This is a genomic window from Vreelandella sp. GE22 (assembly GCF_968212445.1).
The window spans coordinates 343,353-359,209 of the sequence record NZ_OZ309110.1; the positions used below are offsets into that span (position 1 = coordinate 343,353).

Genomic DNA, 15,857 nt, shown 5'->3' on the forward strand with positions numbered 1-15,857 from the left:
GCGCCTTTGTTAGCCGCGAGCTAGCCACGCTCAGAACCCGACCCGCCGCCGTCAAACAGCGAAAGCTGCTGACGGTGGGCGGGTTTTGTCGTTTTACGCCGGGCGCTGGGGCGGCGCTGGCTGGCCAGGCGCGCCATCAGTTCCTGGCTGATAGCCTTGGCCTCGGGAGTGTGGCTTGCCTCATAAATCAGCGTTTTCCAGTGGCGGGCCTCGGTTTCGAAATCATGGGGCAGCGGGTAGTGCTCGCCGGGCATAAACCCGTAGCGCGTTTGCAGACTTTCCGGCAGCGCCCAGGGTTTGGCGCGCCACTCGACGGGTAACACGGCGAGCTCCGATACCCAGCGGGCGACGAACTCACCGCCGGGGTCGTTATCTTCGGCCTGCTTGAGGGGGTTGTAGATGCGCAGGGCATTGAAGCCGGTCGCGCCGGACTGCATCTGGATCTGCGGGTAGTGAATGCCGGGCTCGAAATCGGTAAAGAGCCTGGCCAGGTGGCGGCCCGGCTCTAACCAGTGAAGCCCCAAGCCGAAGGTAGCGAACGAGATCAGCATGGCGCGCATGCGAAAGTTGATCCAGCCGGTATGGATCAAGCAGCGCATGCAGGCATCCACCAGCGGCACGCCGGTTTGGCCCTGTTTCCAAGCGTGCAGGCGCGGGTGGTCCGGGTCGCGCTCGCGTAGCCCCTTAAGCGCCGGGTGCAGGGTTTGGGCTTCGATACTCGGCGCGCTTTCAAGCTTCTGAATGAAGTGGCAGTGCCAGTGAAGGCGCGAGGCCAGTGCTCTCAGCGAGCGTGCCCAGCGGGTTTCTTCCGCGTGCTTTTCGCGCTGGTGGCGAAGCGAGCGCACCACTTCGCGCATCGAAAGCGTGCCCCAGGCCAGGTGCGGCGAGAGCCGCGAGCCGAATTCCCAGGCCAGCAGAGGCTTGGAGATCGAACCGCGGTAGCGCTCGCCGCGCTGAGTAATGAAGCTGTACCAGAGGCCGCGCCCGGCGTGGCGACCCCCGGTCTGGCGGCCGGGGCAGGGCGTTGTATCCCTGCCAAGCGAAAGACCCGCCAGCGCATCCACCGATAGATGATGAAACGCCTCCCAGCCGGGGGCGGCACGGGCACCTTCCGGGGCCTTAAAGGACGGCGCCTGCATCAGCGCTTCCCACTGCGCCTCCCAGGCGGTTTGGTCAGCGCGACTTTTAAGCCCGCGCACCACGCCCACCTGGCGCGCTTCCAGCCATTCGGTGTCGTGCTCCTTGCACCACGCTTTTACCTCGCGGTCGCGCTGGTAGCTCCAGGCGTTGCCGGTTTCCTCATGGGAGTGGAGCGTGAGGGTGCCATAACGCGCCTTCAAGGCATGCAGCAGCGCGATAATATCACCCTGCCAGATACACAGCGGCAGGCCACGCGCGTCCAAAGCGCTTGAGAGATCCACCAGCGACTCTGCGGCGAACTGCCAGTGGCGCAGGGCGCTGTCCGGCGCCTGCCACTGGCCGGGCTCAATGGCAAACATGGGAAGCACCGGGCCCGCCACGCAGGCAAGGCTGAGCGGGGCGTGATCGTGAATACGCAGATCGCGCTTGAACCAAACCACCTGTACGCCGGTCTTTGCCATACTGCCTCCCAAGGCTATCCGCGCATGATCCGTGACGTTACCATCGAGTGACGTCACATCACCATTTTCCAAGGAGCAAGCCCATGTATATCGCCATGAACCGTTTTCGTATTGCCCCGGGCCGGGAAGAGGATTTTCTGGAGGTGTGGCGCAACCGCGACTCCCACCTTAATGATGTGCCGGGCTTCAAGGAGTTCAAGATGCTCCAGGGCGAAAGCCAGGGCGACCACACCGTGTTTATTTCGCACAGCGTGTGGGAATCCGAGGACGCCTTCCGCGCCTGGACCCAGTCAGAAGCCTTCCGCAAGGCCCACGCCAATGCCAAGTCGCCGGAAGGCATTTACCTTGGCCCGCCGAAGTTTGAAGGGTATGAAGTGGTGCTTTAACGCTCGAGCTTCAACCACAAAACACTGCCGCTTACGAGCGGCAGTGTTTTGTGGGGCGCCTAAAAATTGGGGAGTGCAGGCCTACGACCTATGGCTGAGGGCTGTCATCGAATTTACGCGTGACCTAAGGTAAGTTTGTGAGTAGGGTGTGATTTAATTGAGTAAAACGAGCAGGCACGCGAGGAAGGGATAGGCTGCCTGATAACTGTAACGACTTTATTTATCAATGGGTTATGGTTTCTGCTTTGGCTACATACCCTCAATAAACGTGCCGGCACGTTTATTGAGGGTATGTAGCTGGGCGTATAATCACTGTTAACTGCTCACTATATTTAGGATGAAGTAGATGCAAGAGTTCTCACTTGAGAGGATTTCAGAGCAAATCCACTACGGGAAAACAAAAGCGTACTTTCAAGAGGTTTTGTCCTCATACAACAATGGAAATTATCGTTCTTCCGTTGTCATGCTATGGTCGGTGGCAATATGCGATATTGTTTACAAACTCCAGAGCCTAATAGATTTGTACGACGACCCAGCAGCAAAGGAAATTCTTCGAGAAGTAACTGTTATCCAGAATGAAGATTACAAGTCGTCAGCTTGGGAGATAAAGCTTCTTGATGATGTTCACGAAAAGACTTTTTTGCTGGATTCATCGGAATATGAAAACCTTCGCTACCTCCAAAAACAAAGACATCTCTCTGCGCATCCCGTTCTCAATTCCGAGCGGGAACTCCATTCGCCGAACAAAGAAACCGTTCGTTCTCTCCTAAGGAACACTTTGGAAGAATTGCTTGTAAAGCCGCCGTTTTATACCCAGCGGATAATGAAAGAACTACTGGAGGACCTTTCGGAGTCAGCAGATGTTCTAAATAGTAGAAAGAAAGTTAAGCAGTATATTGAAAGCAGGTATCTTAGTAGAACTAAACCATCAGTAGAGATAAATATTTTTAGATCTTTGTGGAAGCTGGTTTTTAAACTAGAAAATGAGGATTGCGAAAAGAACCGAATGATCAACCTCCATGCTCTGGAGATTTTATCCGACCGGAACTCTGCTGCGATCCCCAATGAGGTGGAAGGCGATATCGACTACTACAGCAATATTTCCTCAACCGTTAATCTATTATCGTATTTAGTTTTTTATCTTTCAAAGAACCCTCAGGTCTATCCGCTTTTAAGCGACGACGCACGTTTGAAGGTAGATCATTGTATCGAGACGGACAATGTGGAAAAACCATGGGATGGTTTAAGAAAGAAGGTTTAGATACGCATGGAAATGATATTGAAGAATGGATTCGAAGTGACGAGCATCCTACGTTTACTACAGGCCAATTTGACGCGTTGCTTGAAATAGCAGATACAGAAGAGTGGCAGAAAAGATTTTGTCGAGTTGTGACTGCTTATTATACAGTCAGTTATAGCTATGACCAAGCTGATATAAGGTTTCAGATCTCAATCCCAAAATACATAAACCTATTCGATGGCGACTCACTTGTTCATTTGGCGCAGGAAATCGAGAGTAATGGTCAATGTTACGCCCGCGGCAGAGCAAGAGAAGATTATGAGGTGATAAAAAAGCGCATTGACGAAGTTTTTGGAGATGATTTTGATTATGAAAATGTACCTTCTTTTCGGCGTAAGGTGGCAACGGCAGAGTGATGCAGCAGTTAACAAGCGCGTCAATTAGGACGCTCGCAAGCTCGCGCCTATTACGCGGGCGTTAGACGGATTTGGAAGCATGTCGATAGAACGTAGCGCTGATTTCATCTTGGCGGCCCTGTATCTGTCGAGATGCGGCCGTAATGTTGAGGGCAAGATGCCGTTTCCGCCTGAGAAGTTGGGAACGGATAGCTGGGCCGTTGCTTATGCTGCCTTCTTTGATCAACTGGCGGATGGTAGGTCTTTGCGGTCGTTCCGCAACAGTTTGAAAGCGACCCGGGATCAATTCGATAGCCATGTAGGTTCAGGGCGGCAAGGCTGGTTAATCGATGGTGCTCCCAGGCCATTGCCCGACCTTGATGCGTCTATTCTCAAGAGGTGGCAGCACCGGAGCGATCTAGAACTTTGGTCTGCCGTTTCCAGTTGGGCCGATCTAGACCTTCCAACGGTGCCGAAAGCCGTACTAAGTGATCTGGAAGCGGAATCAAACGAGGAAGAGGAACGGGTATCCCTTGGCCGCGAAGGAACGATCAAAGCTGTTGTTTCGAGGCGCCGAGAGAGATCGCCTACTTTGAGGGCTGCGGCTTTGCGGATTCATGGCTATCGCTGTCAGATTTGCGATTTCAGCTTCGCCGACACGTACGGCGAATGGGGTAAGGGGTTTGCTGAGGTTCATCACCTTCTCGAGCTAAGCCAAGCCGCAGATTCTGGCGTAGATACGAATCCGGAAACAGATTTGGCCGTTCTGTGCAGTAATTGTCATAGAATGGTGCACCGGAAGCCGAAGCGGGCGCTTACTCTTGGAGAGCTCCGCCAAATTATTGAAAAAGCGAGAAAATCTTAGTATAGGAAAGAATCTGCTTAACATTTTGCTGCAGGCGACGTTCGATCCGCCATCTACTTTTGCTGTCGCAAAAGCCAGCGTCGCCTCAAACGCGCTTGAGCTCAGGTGTCAGAAAGGACTAGGAAAAATGAGTATCATCGAAGAAGTTAAAGGATTGAATGCGAACTCAGCTGTAATATTGGCCATATTTTTTGTATCTTTTATTGCTCCTGCATTCTTACTTATTTATAGGCTCAATCCAGATTTGTTCTTGGCGTTAGATACAACAAAGCTACTTGTTCTTTCCATATCTGTTACAAGTCCAAGTTTTTTGGCACTTTTCATTGTTACATGGGTAGCTGACATAGTTCTGACCCATATGGGGTATCATGAGAAAGGACATTTAGGAACATATGTAGATTGGTTTGTAACTCATGGTATAAGCAACACAACTATTATGTACACCGTTTGCTTTTTAGTTTACGCATTCGGTATATCTTCAGCTTCGGTTGTTTGGTGGCTCATAGTTTTGGTAGTGCTATATATAGCCTTTGAGTTTTGGCGCGTCTTAATTGTTGCAAAAGGCCCAAACTTCAAAAAAAGCGCTATAAATCGTGAGTAAAATTTCTAAAAAGGGCAGGCGCGACGACGGCTTTTCTGTTGCAGCTTCGCCTTCACTATAAAGCTTTTCGTGTTGCGGGCGTGAAACCAAATCAAAATTTATTCCATGCTCCCGCATTGCTTGCAGGCGCAGCCTAATCAGACGACGAGACATTTTATTTGGCATTTCATTTACCTATCAGCTTTTCTAGCGCCACACTAAGAAGGTAAAAATCTTACGCCGACTGTAGAAGCCAGCTCGCGCTATCCACGAAATTGACATGCATTAGAAGGCTCATCACGATGCACGCTTGAAGTCTCACATGAAGTCACGAGTAACAGAAAATGGCGAAACCCAATAAAAAGGGCCCGACTAAAACGATCGATATCTTTTGTAAGAACTGCGGTGCCCAGCTGTTCAAATATCGCAAAGGGGGCAAGGGCGCGCTCGTGAAATGTTTCAAAGAACGCATTGTGGAAGACTTCACCACCCTGGCTTGTATATGCCCTCAATGTGAAAAAGCGTTCGCACGCGAGACCTTGGTGCGCGGCACGCCAGCGTATAAATTTATCGGTGGAAAAGTGTGGTTTAAATAACCCTTCAATTCCTGAACCTGTTGGCTCAGTGGCTACTTTTCGCTCTGGACGAGCAAAGACGGCCAGCAGAAAGCGGGTAACAGCGACGTAGAACCGCGCTGGTTCATCGGTGCTCACGCTAATGTAGGCGGCGGCTATGGCACCGACGACACGCTGGCCGACCTATCGCTGAGCTGAATGGTAGCCAAAGCGCAAAAGGCAGGCCTAAAAGTGGCACCTTTCGATGCGGCTGGGCACGGCTGGAACATGGCACCCAAGGATTTGTGTTCTAAGGACCTCTACGCCAGATCCAAACGCCTTGGAAAGACAACGGACGGTCGTTTTTACCGGCCATATTCGCAGAGTATGCAGGGGCTGCCTGCGGTGAATATGTCAGTCGATGCGAGTGCATGGAAGCGCTGGGCCGATACCACGTATGAGTACCGGCCACGTACCTTGATTGATGCCCACCTTTCCCCACCCGAGGAGTAGGCTAGGCGGGCACTTTTGATTAGCATAGGCAGCCTTCACTTCAGCACTCAACCCGCTAAGCGATCATTATGACCACTACGCTAACCGATTCCATCACTTCGCGGGACCAAACACCTAATTTATCGCTGGATTTGTTAACCCGAAGCGATGCCGGTGCTACCAAGCCACGTGCTGATCGCGGCGCGTAGCCAGCACGTCACTCTGCTACAGGATGCGTTATGGTAACCAGCCCCTATAGAAGCATCGCCATGAACCGTTTTCGTATCGCCCAGCCGAGAAGAGGATTTTCAGAAGGTGTAGCGTAACCGCGACTCCCACCACGATGAAGTGCCCGGTTTCAAGAAGTTCAAGATGCTCTAGGGCGACAAGCAGGATGACCACACCGTCTTCATCTCCCACAGCGTATGGGACCGTGAAAAAGCCTTCCGCGCCTGGACCCAGTCCGAGGCCTTCCGTAAGGCCCACGCTAACGCCGAGTTGCCAGAAGGTATCTACCTTGGCCCGACGAAGTTCGAAGGGTATGAAGTGGTGCTTTAACGCTTCGCTGTCCAACCACTCATTTAATGCTGCCGCTTACGAGCGGCAATGTTGTGTTGAGCCTGCCTGAAAAATTGGCGAGCGAAGGTTTGCGACCTATGGCTGACGACTGTCATCGAATTTACGCGTGACTGAAGGTAAATTTGTGGATAGGGTATGATTGAGTCGGGAAAATCAAGCGGGCAAGCGAATAATGGATAGACAGCCTAAAATATAGCTATCTATATATAAATCATTAAGTTACGGATCGTTTGCGGGCTGCATAACACCAATAAACGAGCCGGCGCGTTTATTGGTGTTATGTGGATGGGCATATAATCACTGTTAAGCGACAAAGGTAAAGCATGCCTCTTGACCACCACAAAGAGATTGCGAAGTTCCTCAGAGAGAAATTAGAGGGAAATGCGTCCGTTGCCGCATATCGTGATAACAATGGCGAAAGACCAATACCTATCGGCCAGTTTGATGAATCGTTCTACTCCACTATTGGAGCATTCGATATGTCTTTGCCGCTACCGGCTGGCTCTTTTGAATTCGCCGCCTTCGGGTCTCAAGCATGGCTAGCTAACTCAATAGCGAGTTCAATCTACTGGCTAAGCGAGCGCATCTGCACGGAGTGGCCTTTGGTGTGTGAAGATGTAGTAAAGCACAATGCCGAAAGTAAGTTTCGACACATGGTTTACGTTCCCTCTAGGTTCGGACTCAGAATATCAACAGGTCAAGAAGTGAATTGGCTTCTTGGAGTGCCGATCTCGGATGATGAATTGCAAATATCGAGCGAAAAGGCATTTCGCAGAGCAAAGGAAATTCATCCTGAGTGGCTAACACGTGAAGGCGCTTAACAATCGCAGGCACAGCGACGGCTGTTCATTACGGCTGCGCCGCCATTACAAAGCCGCGCGTGCTGCAGGCGTTATGTGTGCAAGGAAGTATCTGAATGCAAGAAGTAAGATCAAATTTGTACCCTTGTCGTCACTGCGACGAGACCGGTGTCTGTAAATCCGGGGCGAATGGTTCGAGTTGCTTGGCCTGTGCGAAGTACCATGAATTGAAGGGAAAGGAATTTGTGGGGCTAGCTTGCGGTACCTGTGGCGGGCTGGGGCAGTCTGAACCGATGACTGAGCGATTAAATAAACGAACCAAGCCTTTGCTGGCAATGGGGATCGTTTTTCTGGTTCTGACTTTCGTGTTTATTCTGGCTTTCAGCAAAAATCCGCATTTTCCCGAGTTTCTAGCTTTCGCAGGTACATTGATTGGCGGTGTTACTGCCTTCTATTTCAACAGCCGGAACAACACGTAACAATGTGGTCAACGGGACGCCAACTACGCTGCGCTTCGTTGTCGCCCATTACCACTGGCGTAGGCATATATGAAATCCCTACTAGTCTCACATGTTGAGCCATTCTCATTAGGAGATGAGTCAGCATCAGTTTTGCTGCAGAGCAAATCCGAAGAGCTGGTTGTCTTCAGCTATCCATGCGATGTGAAGCCTGGAGATGAGGTTCCAAATCAGCTGAGTGTCATAGACGGAGATGCCAAGGCTGCGTATCTAGATGATTGGTCGAACGAAATAAAGAAAGAACGCGCAGCGGAAAGGATTGAGCGCACGGGGCCATTCTCATATAGAGGAGTCGGCTATGTTGCTGAGCAGTCTTCGGGACTTATTGAAGTTTTGGGCTTTGTACTGGATTTTGGAGAGGTCCCATGCGCTGGCCATGTCGAATTCGAGTGCTTGCGGGTGGATCTATGAAGAAGCCTAACCGGTGTATTAACGGGATAGGTCTTCCGCTAGCGCTCTAAATCAACCCGTTACGCTTGCGTTATAAGGTCTGAATTATGCACATACCCAAAGAGCTGGTTGCTTTCATAAATCAAACTGAAAGTCAAAATAAAACATTTAATTCGATTAGAACATCGTCTGGTATTGCGCCTTTGGCCTTTTTATTCTGGAGCATCGAAGAAATTGAATCTGCATTAGAAATGCGAGAGGAATGGGGTGTGACGAATTGTCTAATTCCATTTTATGGTGACTGGCATAACTTGTTTTGCATAAAGTTAAATTCAGTACCTATGGAAATAGTAGAAGTCGGTGATGATCGAATTGTCCAAAATAGATGGGACTCAATTGATGGTTTTCAAAAATCTCTATTGTGGCAAGACGAAGAACCTGTAGATGCATCAGGTGTAATAGAAAGTGAGTCGTGGGTAAACTTATAACAAACGACTCCACGCATGCGCCTAGACCTACGCGATTTTTGTGGGTTTCGCTGCGCTACACTTTACCACAAAAAACTCTCCAGCTTGGGCGCTGGGGAGCCGGATGTTAAGTGTCTATGAAAAAAAGTTACCTAGCGCTAGTTCAGGCTATAAAAGAGAAAGATTCGGGCTGGTCTTTTTCTGGGCCGCAGGAATACGAAAAGATTTGGGCGATTGAGGATGTCTACGATATAAAGCTTCCTGAAAGCTATAAGGCCTTCTTAATACAGGTAGGTTCTCTCGAATACCCAAATCATTACTACACGGGGATTGATGAAAATTACCTCGACCCTGAAAATGGCTTCATGGCTAATACATTGCTGCTCAGGGAAGAGCACTTATTACCTGAAGGGTATTTCTGCCTAGAGTATGACCATGACGCACATGAGTTAGCCTGCTTGGATCTATCTCAATACAGTGAGGGAGAGTATCCAGTAGTTTGGTTCAACGTCTATTCACAAAAAATCGTTGGTCAATGCGCAAAGAACTTTGATTGTTTTATACGAGAGCAATTGAAACCATGGCTATAAAAACACTTAAAAGTGCAGGCAATCGGACAGGCAAAAGCGTCACGCCTTTTGCTCCAAAAGCAGCGCCACTTTAGGCCGTCGTTGCTGCGGACGTTACAATTTTTGAGATATGGAAGAACTCGAAGTGAATAGCCAGTGGCCGCAGATAGAAAAACAATCGCTTCAAGAGATGATTGTGCCGGAATTCTGATATGACGAAGTTCTCGAAGAACCCGCTGATGTGGTGTATTTAAAAATCAATGGCCGTTGGCTTAGGTTGCACTTCGATTGTGGCATTAAATTTTGGCGTCAAGGCAGCGAAGGCTTAGAAAATTAATTGGCCTCAAGGAGCAATTAAAACTTATCCATTGATTGATTTAGCTGAGCACCTTAGAGTCAAAGGTGTTGAGATCATACAGTGAATGGTGTGGCGTTAAAAACTAGCATTAAAAGAGAATTAGGTATGATCAAAGAAGTTGGTGGTACTAAGATTAATACGAAACATATTGCAACATGCCACTGTGGCTCTGTTGAGCTTGAATTGCATTTACCAAACGGTATTGAAAAGCCCAGGCGTTGTGATTGTTCTATTTGCCGCCGTAAGGGGGCTGTTGTTGCTTCTGTAAAGCTTGAGGGTATTCGTTTGTTAAAAGGGCAAGATTTTCTAAAGCTCTATCAATTCAATACAAATACGGCTAAACACTATTTTTGTTCAAATTGTGGGATCTATACTCATCACCAAAGACGTTCGGCTCCTGATGAATACGGTTTTAATGTAGGCTGTTTACAGGGCGTAAATCCGTTTGATTTAGGTGATGTTGTTACTAATGATGGTGTCAATCATCCAGCCGATAGGTAGTTTTATAATAAAGCGCTCAAGATGGCCAACAAACGTTCGGCATTTTGGTTCCATTAAGTGTGGTGTTGGCTGGGGTTAATTGAGTTGAGTGTGTAGTGGTCAAGTAAAACTGGCCACCGCTTTATAGTTAACCCAGTACTTTTCCTCTGCCTGGTTCGGACTCATACCACCGTTATGCTGGTGAGGCCTAAGCTGGCTGTAATACCCGATTAAATAGTTCACGATATGATGCTGCCCCTGCAAGAATGATCGATAGCCATACGTTGGCACCCATTCAACCTTTAAGCTCCTGAAGAAACGCTCCATTGGCGCATTATCCCAGCAATTACCACGTCGACTCAGGCTTTGTTTTGCCTGGCATTTCCAGAGTGTCTGACGGAACTTACGGCTCGTGTAATGACTGCCCTGGTCGCTGTGGAACATAACCCCTTTTGGCCGCCCACGGCTCTCATAAGCCATTTCCAATGCGCTGCTGGTGAGTTCGCTATCGGGCGACAACGACATCGACCAGCCAATCGTTTTCCTGGCAAATAAGTCCATGACAACGGCTAGATAAGCCCAGCGTTTGCCAGTCCAGATATATGTGACGTCGCCACACCAAACGCGGTTGGGCGCCTCAACGTTAAACTGACGCGCTAAGTGGTTCGGTACCTCAACATGTTCATCACCTGTTTTCTTGTAGGTGTGCCCAGGCACTTGGCAACTAATCAGGCCAGGCTTTTCCATCAGGCGGCCAGCGCGATAGCGACTTAACGGCACATCCTGCCTTGTCGCCATCTCTGCGATGCTGCGCGCCCCTGCAGAGCCTTCGCTCTCGCGAAATAGCTCTCTGACCTTGGCTATTTCCTTGGTCTTCGTGGCACACACAGGTCTTTGTGAACGTTGTCTCCAGTATTTAAAGCTGCTGCGATGCACGCCAAACACGTCACACAGTTTTTTTACCGGGTAGCTCGTCTTGAGTTTCTCGATTAGCGAGAAGTGTTCAGGGAGTCCGACATCAAGAGAGCGGTAGCCTTTTTTAGGATGTCTTTTTCCATCTCAATGTCACGGATGCGCTTTTCAAGCTCGCGAATCCTGAGCTGATCGGCTGTCATGGGCGTTGCTTTAGGGCTTTGGCCATCACGCTCCTGGCGTAACTGACGAACCCATTTATCCATGCTCGAATACCCCACATTCATGGCTTCAGCCGCTTCACGAACCGTGTAGTGTTGATCGACGACTAGCTGTGCTGCTTCGAGCCGGAATTCAGGGCTAAAGTTACGTTTTGGTCTTGTTGCCATGCTGCCACCTGGTGATGTCTTGGTGCATATTAGCACCTCTAATTAGGTGGCCAAATTTACTATGCCACTACAGTGCCATGTTTTTTAGTCACTTAGCTTAGTCTTGTGGACCGTAATCGAACGCTACAAATACTAATGAGATAGAGTGCTTCGTGAATCGGTTCACTCCTTGTCGATTCGACACTGGTAGCAGTTGTTTGCGGCGGATCGCACGTGAAGATAAGCAACGCCTGGGTCCGCGAAAAGCGCTTCTGCGTATTCCGCAATCAGAGTTTTCTGGGTAACCTTTCCCGTTCCATATCTTATTCTGTCGGAGGAATCGTAGCCCCGGACAATGTATTGAGCGCTATCGAGAATGGGGGGAAGATCTCTACCGCTTTCATGCCTCTCGCATTCCTTCGTGCAGAAATATGGGGCCATGCTCGGAATAGGGCTGGAGGGTAGAAAAAGGGCGAAACGACAGAATTAGATACTTGTCACCTTCCTCAACGTGTCGAAGGCAGTGGCGACACGGTATTCCGGCACCAGTGGAAGTCGCCTGCTCACACGGTTGCCCGTTGGCATCAAGCCCTCCATTCTGGAGCTTCCGTACGGAGGCAGTATCAAGAGCTACAAAACGAACCATTAGGCATACCTCGATCAATGAACTTTCGTTAGGGGTAGGACCTCCATTGTTGACAAGATTTTCTTCCAAGCCGACCCGTTTCTTGCGGTATTCAGTCTATCGCTGCACTGGATCTTTAGGATTCGGCATAATGGTTGAACGGGGATGAAGGAAGTGCCTAACAAGGTGCTGCAGCGGGCTCGGATTAGACGCAAGCCACTTTCCTTGGCTCCTCGTACGCGCCACTGGGCTTGGTCGTTAACTTTAATCTAGCGTAGGGCCCCATATATGGGATTCAGAGTCGGTGAATACGTCCAGAAGAACCCAAAAACATGGCAGCCTAATGAGTTCGACGCATGGGGGCGTGGCGTTGGAGTAGGACAAATTGTAGAGCCTCCTTTCGAGATGGCAGATGACCAGGTTGATGTTCGATGGCCCGAAGGCCGGTGCTTCGAAAGCGCTCATCGACTCTTGCCAGCAGGAAAAGATGATACGTTTAGCTGTGGCAGTCGATAAAGCGAATCAGCCGAATAATTCAAAGCGGCTTTCCGATTCGCTCCAAGCCACTTTGAATTACGCTGTTCGCGGCGTTAACTGCCCAATTTAAGGACAATAATGAATTACAAGTCATTGCTCGTCACAATAGCGTTAATTTTTTCATTCAATGCCGAAGCCGCTACACCTCAGGGTGACTGTACTGGCACACCTGACACCGCCGTTATAGAGCTACCTGAGCCATTGTCGGAATGGGGAGAAATAGTCTGTACTCCATACGGGCATATTATCTCTAATCGCGAGGGTTGGATTTGGTCAGAGCCTGCTGCGTACTCGCCGGTTTTCATTCCATCCCAGATGGTACAGACTCAGCCGGAACCGATTGGCGGAGCGTCTCACTTTACAAAGATTGAATTTTTAGAGATGCCCACTAATAATCCTGAGGTGCAGGCCGCTATAACTGAGCTGCAATCAGGGCTAGACCCAGAGCCTGTAGAAAAGGCACACCGATTAGCTGTAACTGGATCACTTGATCAAAGCCTGGTCATTTACTTCATTAATATCGGTAGCACGATTTGGGGTATCTGGTGTGGGAGCGATGGTACTAGCTGCCGTTCAGATTCTAGATTCATGGTGTTGGATATGCGGCATGGCAACTAAAAAATTATTTAGGCGAAAGCCCTGATGGGTGCCGCTAAAATTAAGAATTAAGTGTCAATATGAAAATTATTTTAAGTATATTATTCGTAGTTATCTTGACGGTTTTGGGCGTTTGGCTCATGGATATCGCTACTGACCAAGCTAAAGTTGTAGAAATCAGTGCCCCGGTGTCTGCATACACTGACTGGGAGTGCGGCTACTCGAATAAACCAGGTTGTAGCGTAATATTTGAGATAATCACCGATGCTGAATATGATGTACAGCGTATTCAGTATGGCAAGGACTTTATGGCCATAAAAATTCAACAAGGTGGCGTAAGCGGCTGGGTTTTTTACGGTAAAGCAGTGCGGATCCACGCTGGGTCAAATACTTAAAATGGCAATGTTGTCGGGTAGTTTCTCCCTGGCTTCACTGCTTTAAAACTGACGTAAGTTTAAGCGTTGTGCATATGAATAATTATCTGGGTCATGTTATTGCTTTTTGCATTAGTATCTTAATTTCTGGGGTATTGGTTTACACCCAGTTTGAAAGTGATAAAAGAACGCTGTATGACACACTTCGTGTCATTATTCCTGCAGTGATTTTAATTGGAACGCTTATCTGGTCAATCAAGGCAAAATTTTTAAGTGAAATGTCAGCAGGCTTACTGGCTCTTTCGTTACCATTTTATATTTTGGTAGTAAACTGGATTCCGATTTTCTCTATTACTGACTACCGAGTTAGTCATAGGCCAGTGATATTTTCAATGAGTGGAATTTATATCATATACTATTTTTCCGCTTTGTATCTTGGTCGAGGAGAAAAGTGAAGTTTATACATGGTAAGGAAGGGCGGTCTCAAGTTCAAAGTGTCGCTCTATGGAAGGGTGCTCGGACCGGCGATCAATTTCGTAAGCATTTCCCACAGTGTCTGGAAGAGTGAAGACGCCTTCCGCGCCTGGATCCAGTCCGAAGCCTTCCGCAAGGCCCACGCCAACACCAAGTCACCGGAAGGCATCTACCTTGGGCCGCCAAAGTTCGAAGGGTGTGAATTGGTGCTTTGACGCTTCGCTTTCCAACCACTCATTTAATGCTGCCACTTACGAGCGGCAATGTTGTGTTGGGCCTGCCTGAAAAATTGGCGAGCGAAGGTTTGCGACCTATGGCTGACGACTGTCATCAAATTTACGCGTGACCGAAGGTAAATTTGTGGATAGGGTATGATTGAAGCGAGCAAAACGAGCGGGCATGCGAATAATGAATAGGTTGCCTGAAAAAGGGTCGGCGTTAAATTGATCAGTAAGTTACGGGCTGCGCTTGGGCTGCATAACATCAATAAGCGCGCCGGCGCGTTTATTGATGTTATGTGGTTGGGCGTATAATCTCTGTTATGCGTAATCGATGGACTACGGAGTATTAGATGGAAGTAGTAGAAGCGGAAAAATCGGATTTAGATTCATTCTTTGCGTATCTTGAAAATCAGCTGTCTGAAAATGGTAATGGAGAAGTTCCTCTTTTCCAGCCAATATCCAGAGAGCAAAGTGAAATTCCAGAAGCAACAAAAGATAAGTTTATCCAAGGCTTTTCCCATCACTTTGGCGATTTAGGTTGGAGAAAGCTCTGGGTTGTAAAAGACACCTCTGGAAGTATCAAAGGTCACATTGATCTTCGCCACCACGGTGATGATAGACGTTCTCATCGAGTTCTACTTGGTATGGGCGTAGATGTTTCCTGCCGGAAACAAGGTGTTGGTCAACGACTCATTGATGCGGTTATAAATTTCTGCCAAGAAAAAGCCGAAATTGACTGGCTTGATCTTTGTGTACTATCAGAGAATTTCTCAGCAAAGAACCTCTACCTAAAAGCAGGGTTCGATGTTGTTGGAGAGTTCAAAGATCAATATAGAATCGACGGTTTGTCAGTCTCGGAAACAGCAATGACAAAGTACGTCAAAAATTACGCATAACAAAGCATTTAAGAGTGATTCGCAACGCTTGGCAGTTTCGCTTCGCTCAAGTATAGCCAAGCGTCGCTCACACCTTAACGCGGCGTTATGTGCTTGGAGGGAAATCATGGATTCAAAGGAAGTTGTCTTGGCATTTTGGGATGCAATGAAAACTAATGATTTCGCGAAAGCTAGTGAGTGGCTTAGTCTGGATTTTGAAGTTTTTTGGCCTCAATCTGGTGAGCTTATTGTTGGGCGAGAAAATTTCACAGCAATCAACTCCTACTATCCAGCAAATAGTACTTGGGAATTCATCGTTCATTCAATCGTCTGTGATGGCGAAACCGTAGTCACTGATGTTTTTATAACTGATAGCATTAAAAAGGCGCGTGCTATTACGTTTCATACTGTAGAAAATGGGCTTATCCGTAAACAAAAAGAATTCTGGCCTGACCCAATGGAAGCGCAAGAATGGCGTTCCAAATGGGTAAAAATGGTGTAAGAGTTGGCTACGCACATAACATGGTGCTTAAGGCGGACTGCAAACGCGTGGCGGTTTTATTTTAAATTGGATTTATATGTTTACGGTGGTAATTTTAG

General features: G+C 48.5%; 21 protein-coding genes and 3 pseudogenes. 20 read left to right on the forward strand and 4 right to left on the reverse strand.

The annotated features are described in order from the left end of the window. Positions 1-20: 20 nt before the first annotated feature. Complete coding sequence (locus ACWHRL_RS01690; RefSeq protein WP_447894963.1) at positions 21-1,601, reverse strand: FAD-binding domain-containing protein; 1,581 nt, start codon at positions 1,599-1,601, stop codon at positions 21-23. 83 nt (positions 1,602-1,684) lie between these two features. Here ACWHRL_RS01690 and ACWHRL_RS01695 point away from each other — a divergent pair, with 83 nt between their 5' ends. From ACWHRL_RS01695 to ACWHRL_RS01760, 14 genes and pseudogenes are all read left to right on the forward strand, one after another. Beyond that, entirely contained in the window at positions 1,685-1,987 is a 303-nt protein-coding gene (locus ACWHRL_RS01695; RefSeq protein ID WP_447527567.1) for an antibiotic biosynthesis monooxygenase family protein, read from the forward strand. A gap of 346 nt (positions 1,988-2,333) precedes the next feature. Next, positions 2,334-3,248 (forward strand): hypothetical protein, encoded by a 915-nt coding sequence (locus ACWHRL_RS01700; RefSeq protein ID WP_447894964.1) that lies wholly within the window; start codon positions 2,334-2,336, stop codon positions 3,246-3,248. Next, positions 3,221-3,643 carry a hypothetical protein gene (locus ACWHRL_RS01705; RefSeq protein ID WP_447894965.1) on the forward strand — a complete coding sequence of 141 codons (423 nt, stop codon included), beginning with the start codon at positions 3,221-3,223 and terminating at the stop codon, positions 3,641-3,643. Before ACWHRL_RS01700 ends, ACWHRL_RS01705 begins: the two co-directional genes overlap by 28 nt. 79 nt (positions 3,644-3,722) lie before the next feature. Next, positions 3,723-4,487: an HNH endonuclease gene (locus ACWHRL_RS01710; protein ID WP_447527569.1), complete on the forward strand. Its 765-nt coding sequence runs from the start codon at positions 3,723-3,725 to the stop codon at positions 4,485-4,487. Between the two features lie 127 nt (positions 4,488-4,614). Continuing rightward, a complete protein-coding gene (locus ACWHRL_RS01715; RefSeq protein WP_447527570.1) occupies positions 4,615-5,088 on the forward strand; it encodes a hypothetical protein in 474 nt (157 codons plus the stop codon). A gap of 323 nt (positions 5,089-5,411) precedes the next feature. Beyond that, a complete protein-coding gene (locus ACWHRL_RS01720; RefSeq protein ID WP_447527571.1) occupies positions 5,412-5,663 on the forward strand; it encodes a hypothetical protein in 252 nt (83 codons plus the stop codon). Between the two features lie 54 nt (positions 5,664-5,717). Beyond that, positions 5,718-5,840: pseudogene (locus tag ACWHRL_RS01725) on the forward strand (hypothetical protein); the annotation flags it as partial. A gap of 512 nt (positions 5,841-6,352) precedes the next feature. Further along, positions 6,353-6,671: pseudogene (locus ACWHRL_RS01730) on the forward strand (antibiotic biosynthesis monooxygenase family protein). Positions 6,672-7,015: 344 nt separating this feature from the next. Next, complete coding sequence (locus ACWHRL_RS01735) at positions 7,016-7,513, forward strand: hypothetical protein (protein WP_447894966.1); 498 nt, start codon at positions 7,016-7,018, stop codon at positions 7,511-7,513. Positions 7,514-7,608: 95 nt separating this feature from the next. Beyond that, positions 7,609-7,971: a molecular chaperone DnaJ gene (locus ACWHRL_RS01740; protein ID WP_447894967.1), complete on the forward strand. Its 363-nt coding sequence runs from the start codon at positions 7,609-7,611 to the stop codon at positions 7,969-7,971. 69 nt (positions 7,972-8,040) lie between these two features. Continuing rightward, complete coding sequence (locus tag ACWHRL_RS01745) at positions 8,041-8,421, forward strand: hypothetical protein (protein ID WP_447894968.1); 381 nt, start codon at positions 8,041-8,043, stop codon at positions 8,419-8,421. 86 nt (positions 8,422-8,507) lie between these two features. After that, on the forward strand, positions 8,508-8,888 hold the full coding sequence (locus ACWHRL_RS01750; RefSeq protein ID WP_447894969.1) for a hypothetical protein: 381 nt from the start codon (positions 8,508-8,510) through the stop codon (positions 8,886-8,888). A gap of 116 nt (positions 8,889-9,004) precedes the next feature. Next, positions 9,005-9,457, forward strand: a complete 453-nt coding sequence (locus ACWHRL_RS01755) for an SMI1/KNR4 family protein (RefSeq protein WP_447896140.1) — start codon at positions 9,005-9,007, stop codon at positions 9,455-9,457. A gap of 442 nt (positions 9,458-9,899) precedes the next feature. Then, positions 9,900-10,295 carry a GFA family protein gene (locus ACWHRL_RS01760; protein WP_447894970.1) on the forward strand — a complete coding sequence of 132 codons (396 nt, stop codon included), beginning with the start codon at positions 9,900-9,902 and terminating at the stop codon, positions 10,293-10,295. Positions 10,296-10,394: 99 nt separating this feature from the next. On the opposite strand, the gene ACWHRL_RS01765 is transcribed toward ACWHRL_RS01760, so the two are convergent. From ACWHRL_RS01765 to ACWHRL_RS01775, 3 genes are all read right to left on the reverse strand, one after another. Then, positions 10,395-11,575 (reverse strand): IS3 family transposase gene (locus ACWHRL_RS01765; RefSeq protein ID WP_447894326.1). Its coding sequence is split into 2 segments (ribosomal slippage): positions 10,395-11,308 and positions 11,308-11,575, totalling 1,182 coding nucleotides; the frame shifts between segments, so codons are not numbered across the junction. A gap of 162 nt (positions 11,576-11,737) precedes the next feature. Further along, positions 11,738-11,995: a DUF1203 domain-containing protein gene (locus ACWHRL_RS01770; protein ID WP_447894971.1), complete on the reverse strand. Its 258-nt coding sequence runs from the start codon at positions 11,993-11,995 to the stop codon at positions 11,738-11,740. Then, entirely contained in the window at positions 11,955-12,200 is a 246-nt protein-coding gene (locus ACWHRL_RS01775) for a DUF1203 domain-containing protein (RefSeq protein WP_447894972.1), read from the reverse strand. Before ACWHRL_RS01775 ends, ACWHRL_RS01770 begins: the two co-directional genes overlap by 41 nt. Positions 12,201-12,794: 594 nt before the next feature. Here ACWHRL_RS01775 and ACWHRL_RS01780 point away from each other — a divergent pair. The 6 genes and pseudogenes from ACWHRL_RS01780 to ACWHRL_RS01805 all read left to right on the forward strand — a co-directional run bounded on the left by ACWHRL_RS01780 (position 12,795) and on the right by ACWHRL_RS01805 (position 15,759). Beyond that, positions 12,795-13,334 carry a hypothetical protein gene (locus ACWHRL_RS01780; protein ID WP_447894973.1) on the forward strand — a complete coding sequence of 180 codons (540 nt, stop codon included), beginning with the start codon at positions 12,795-12,797 and terminating at the stop codon, positions 13,332-13,334. 59 nt (positions 13,335-13,393) lie between these two features. Further along, positions 13,394-13,708, forward strand: a complete 315-nt coding sequence (locus tag ACWHRL_RS01785; protein ID WP_447894974.1) for a hypothetical protein — start codon at positions 13,394-13,396, stop codon at positions 13,706-13,708. 74 nt (positions 13,709-13,782) lie between these two features. After that, positions 13,783-14,142, forward strand: a complete 360-nt coding sequence (locus ACWHRL_RS01790) for a hypothetical protein (RefSeq protein WP_447894975.1) — start codon at positions 13,783-13,785, stop codon at positions 14,140-14,142. 81 nt (positions 14,143-14,223) lie between these two features. Next, positions 14,224-14,376: pseudogene (locus ACWHRL_RS01795) on the forward strand (antibiotic biosynthesis monooxygenase family protein); the annotation flags it as partial. A gap of 356 nt (positions 14,377-14,732) precedes the next feature. Continuing rightward, positions 14,733-15,278 (forward strand): GNAT family N-acetyltransferase, encoded by a 546-nt coding sequence (locus ACWHRL_RS01800; RefSeq protein WP_447894976.1) that lies wholly within the window; start codon positions 14,733-14,735, stop codon positions 15,276-15,278. 106 nt (positions 15,279-15,384) lie between these two features. Beyond that, positions 15,385-15,759: a nuclear transport factor 2 family protein gene (locus tag ACWHRL_RS01805; protein WP_447894977.1), complete on the forward strand. Its 375-nt coding sequence runs from the start codon at positions 15,385-15,387 to the stop codon at positions 15,757-15,759. Positions 15,760-15,857: the final 98 nt, after the last annotated feature.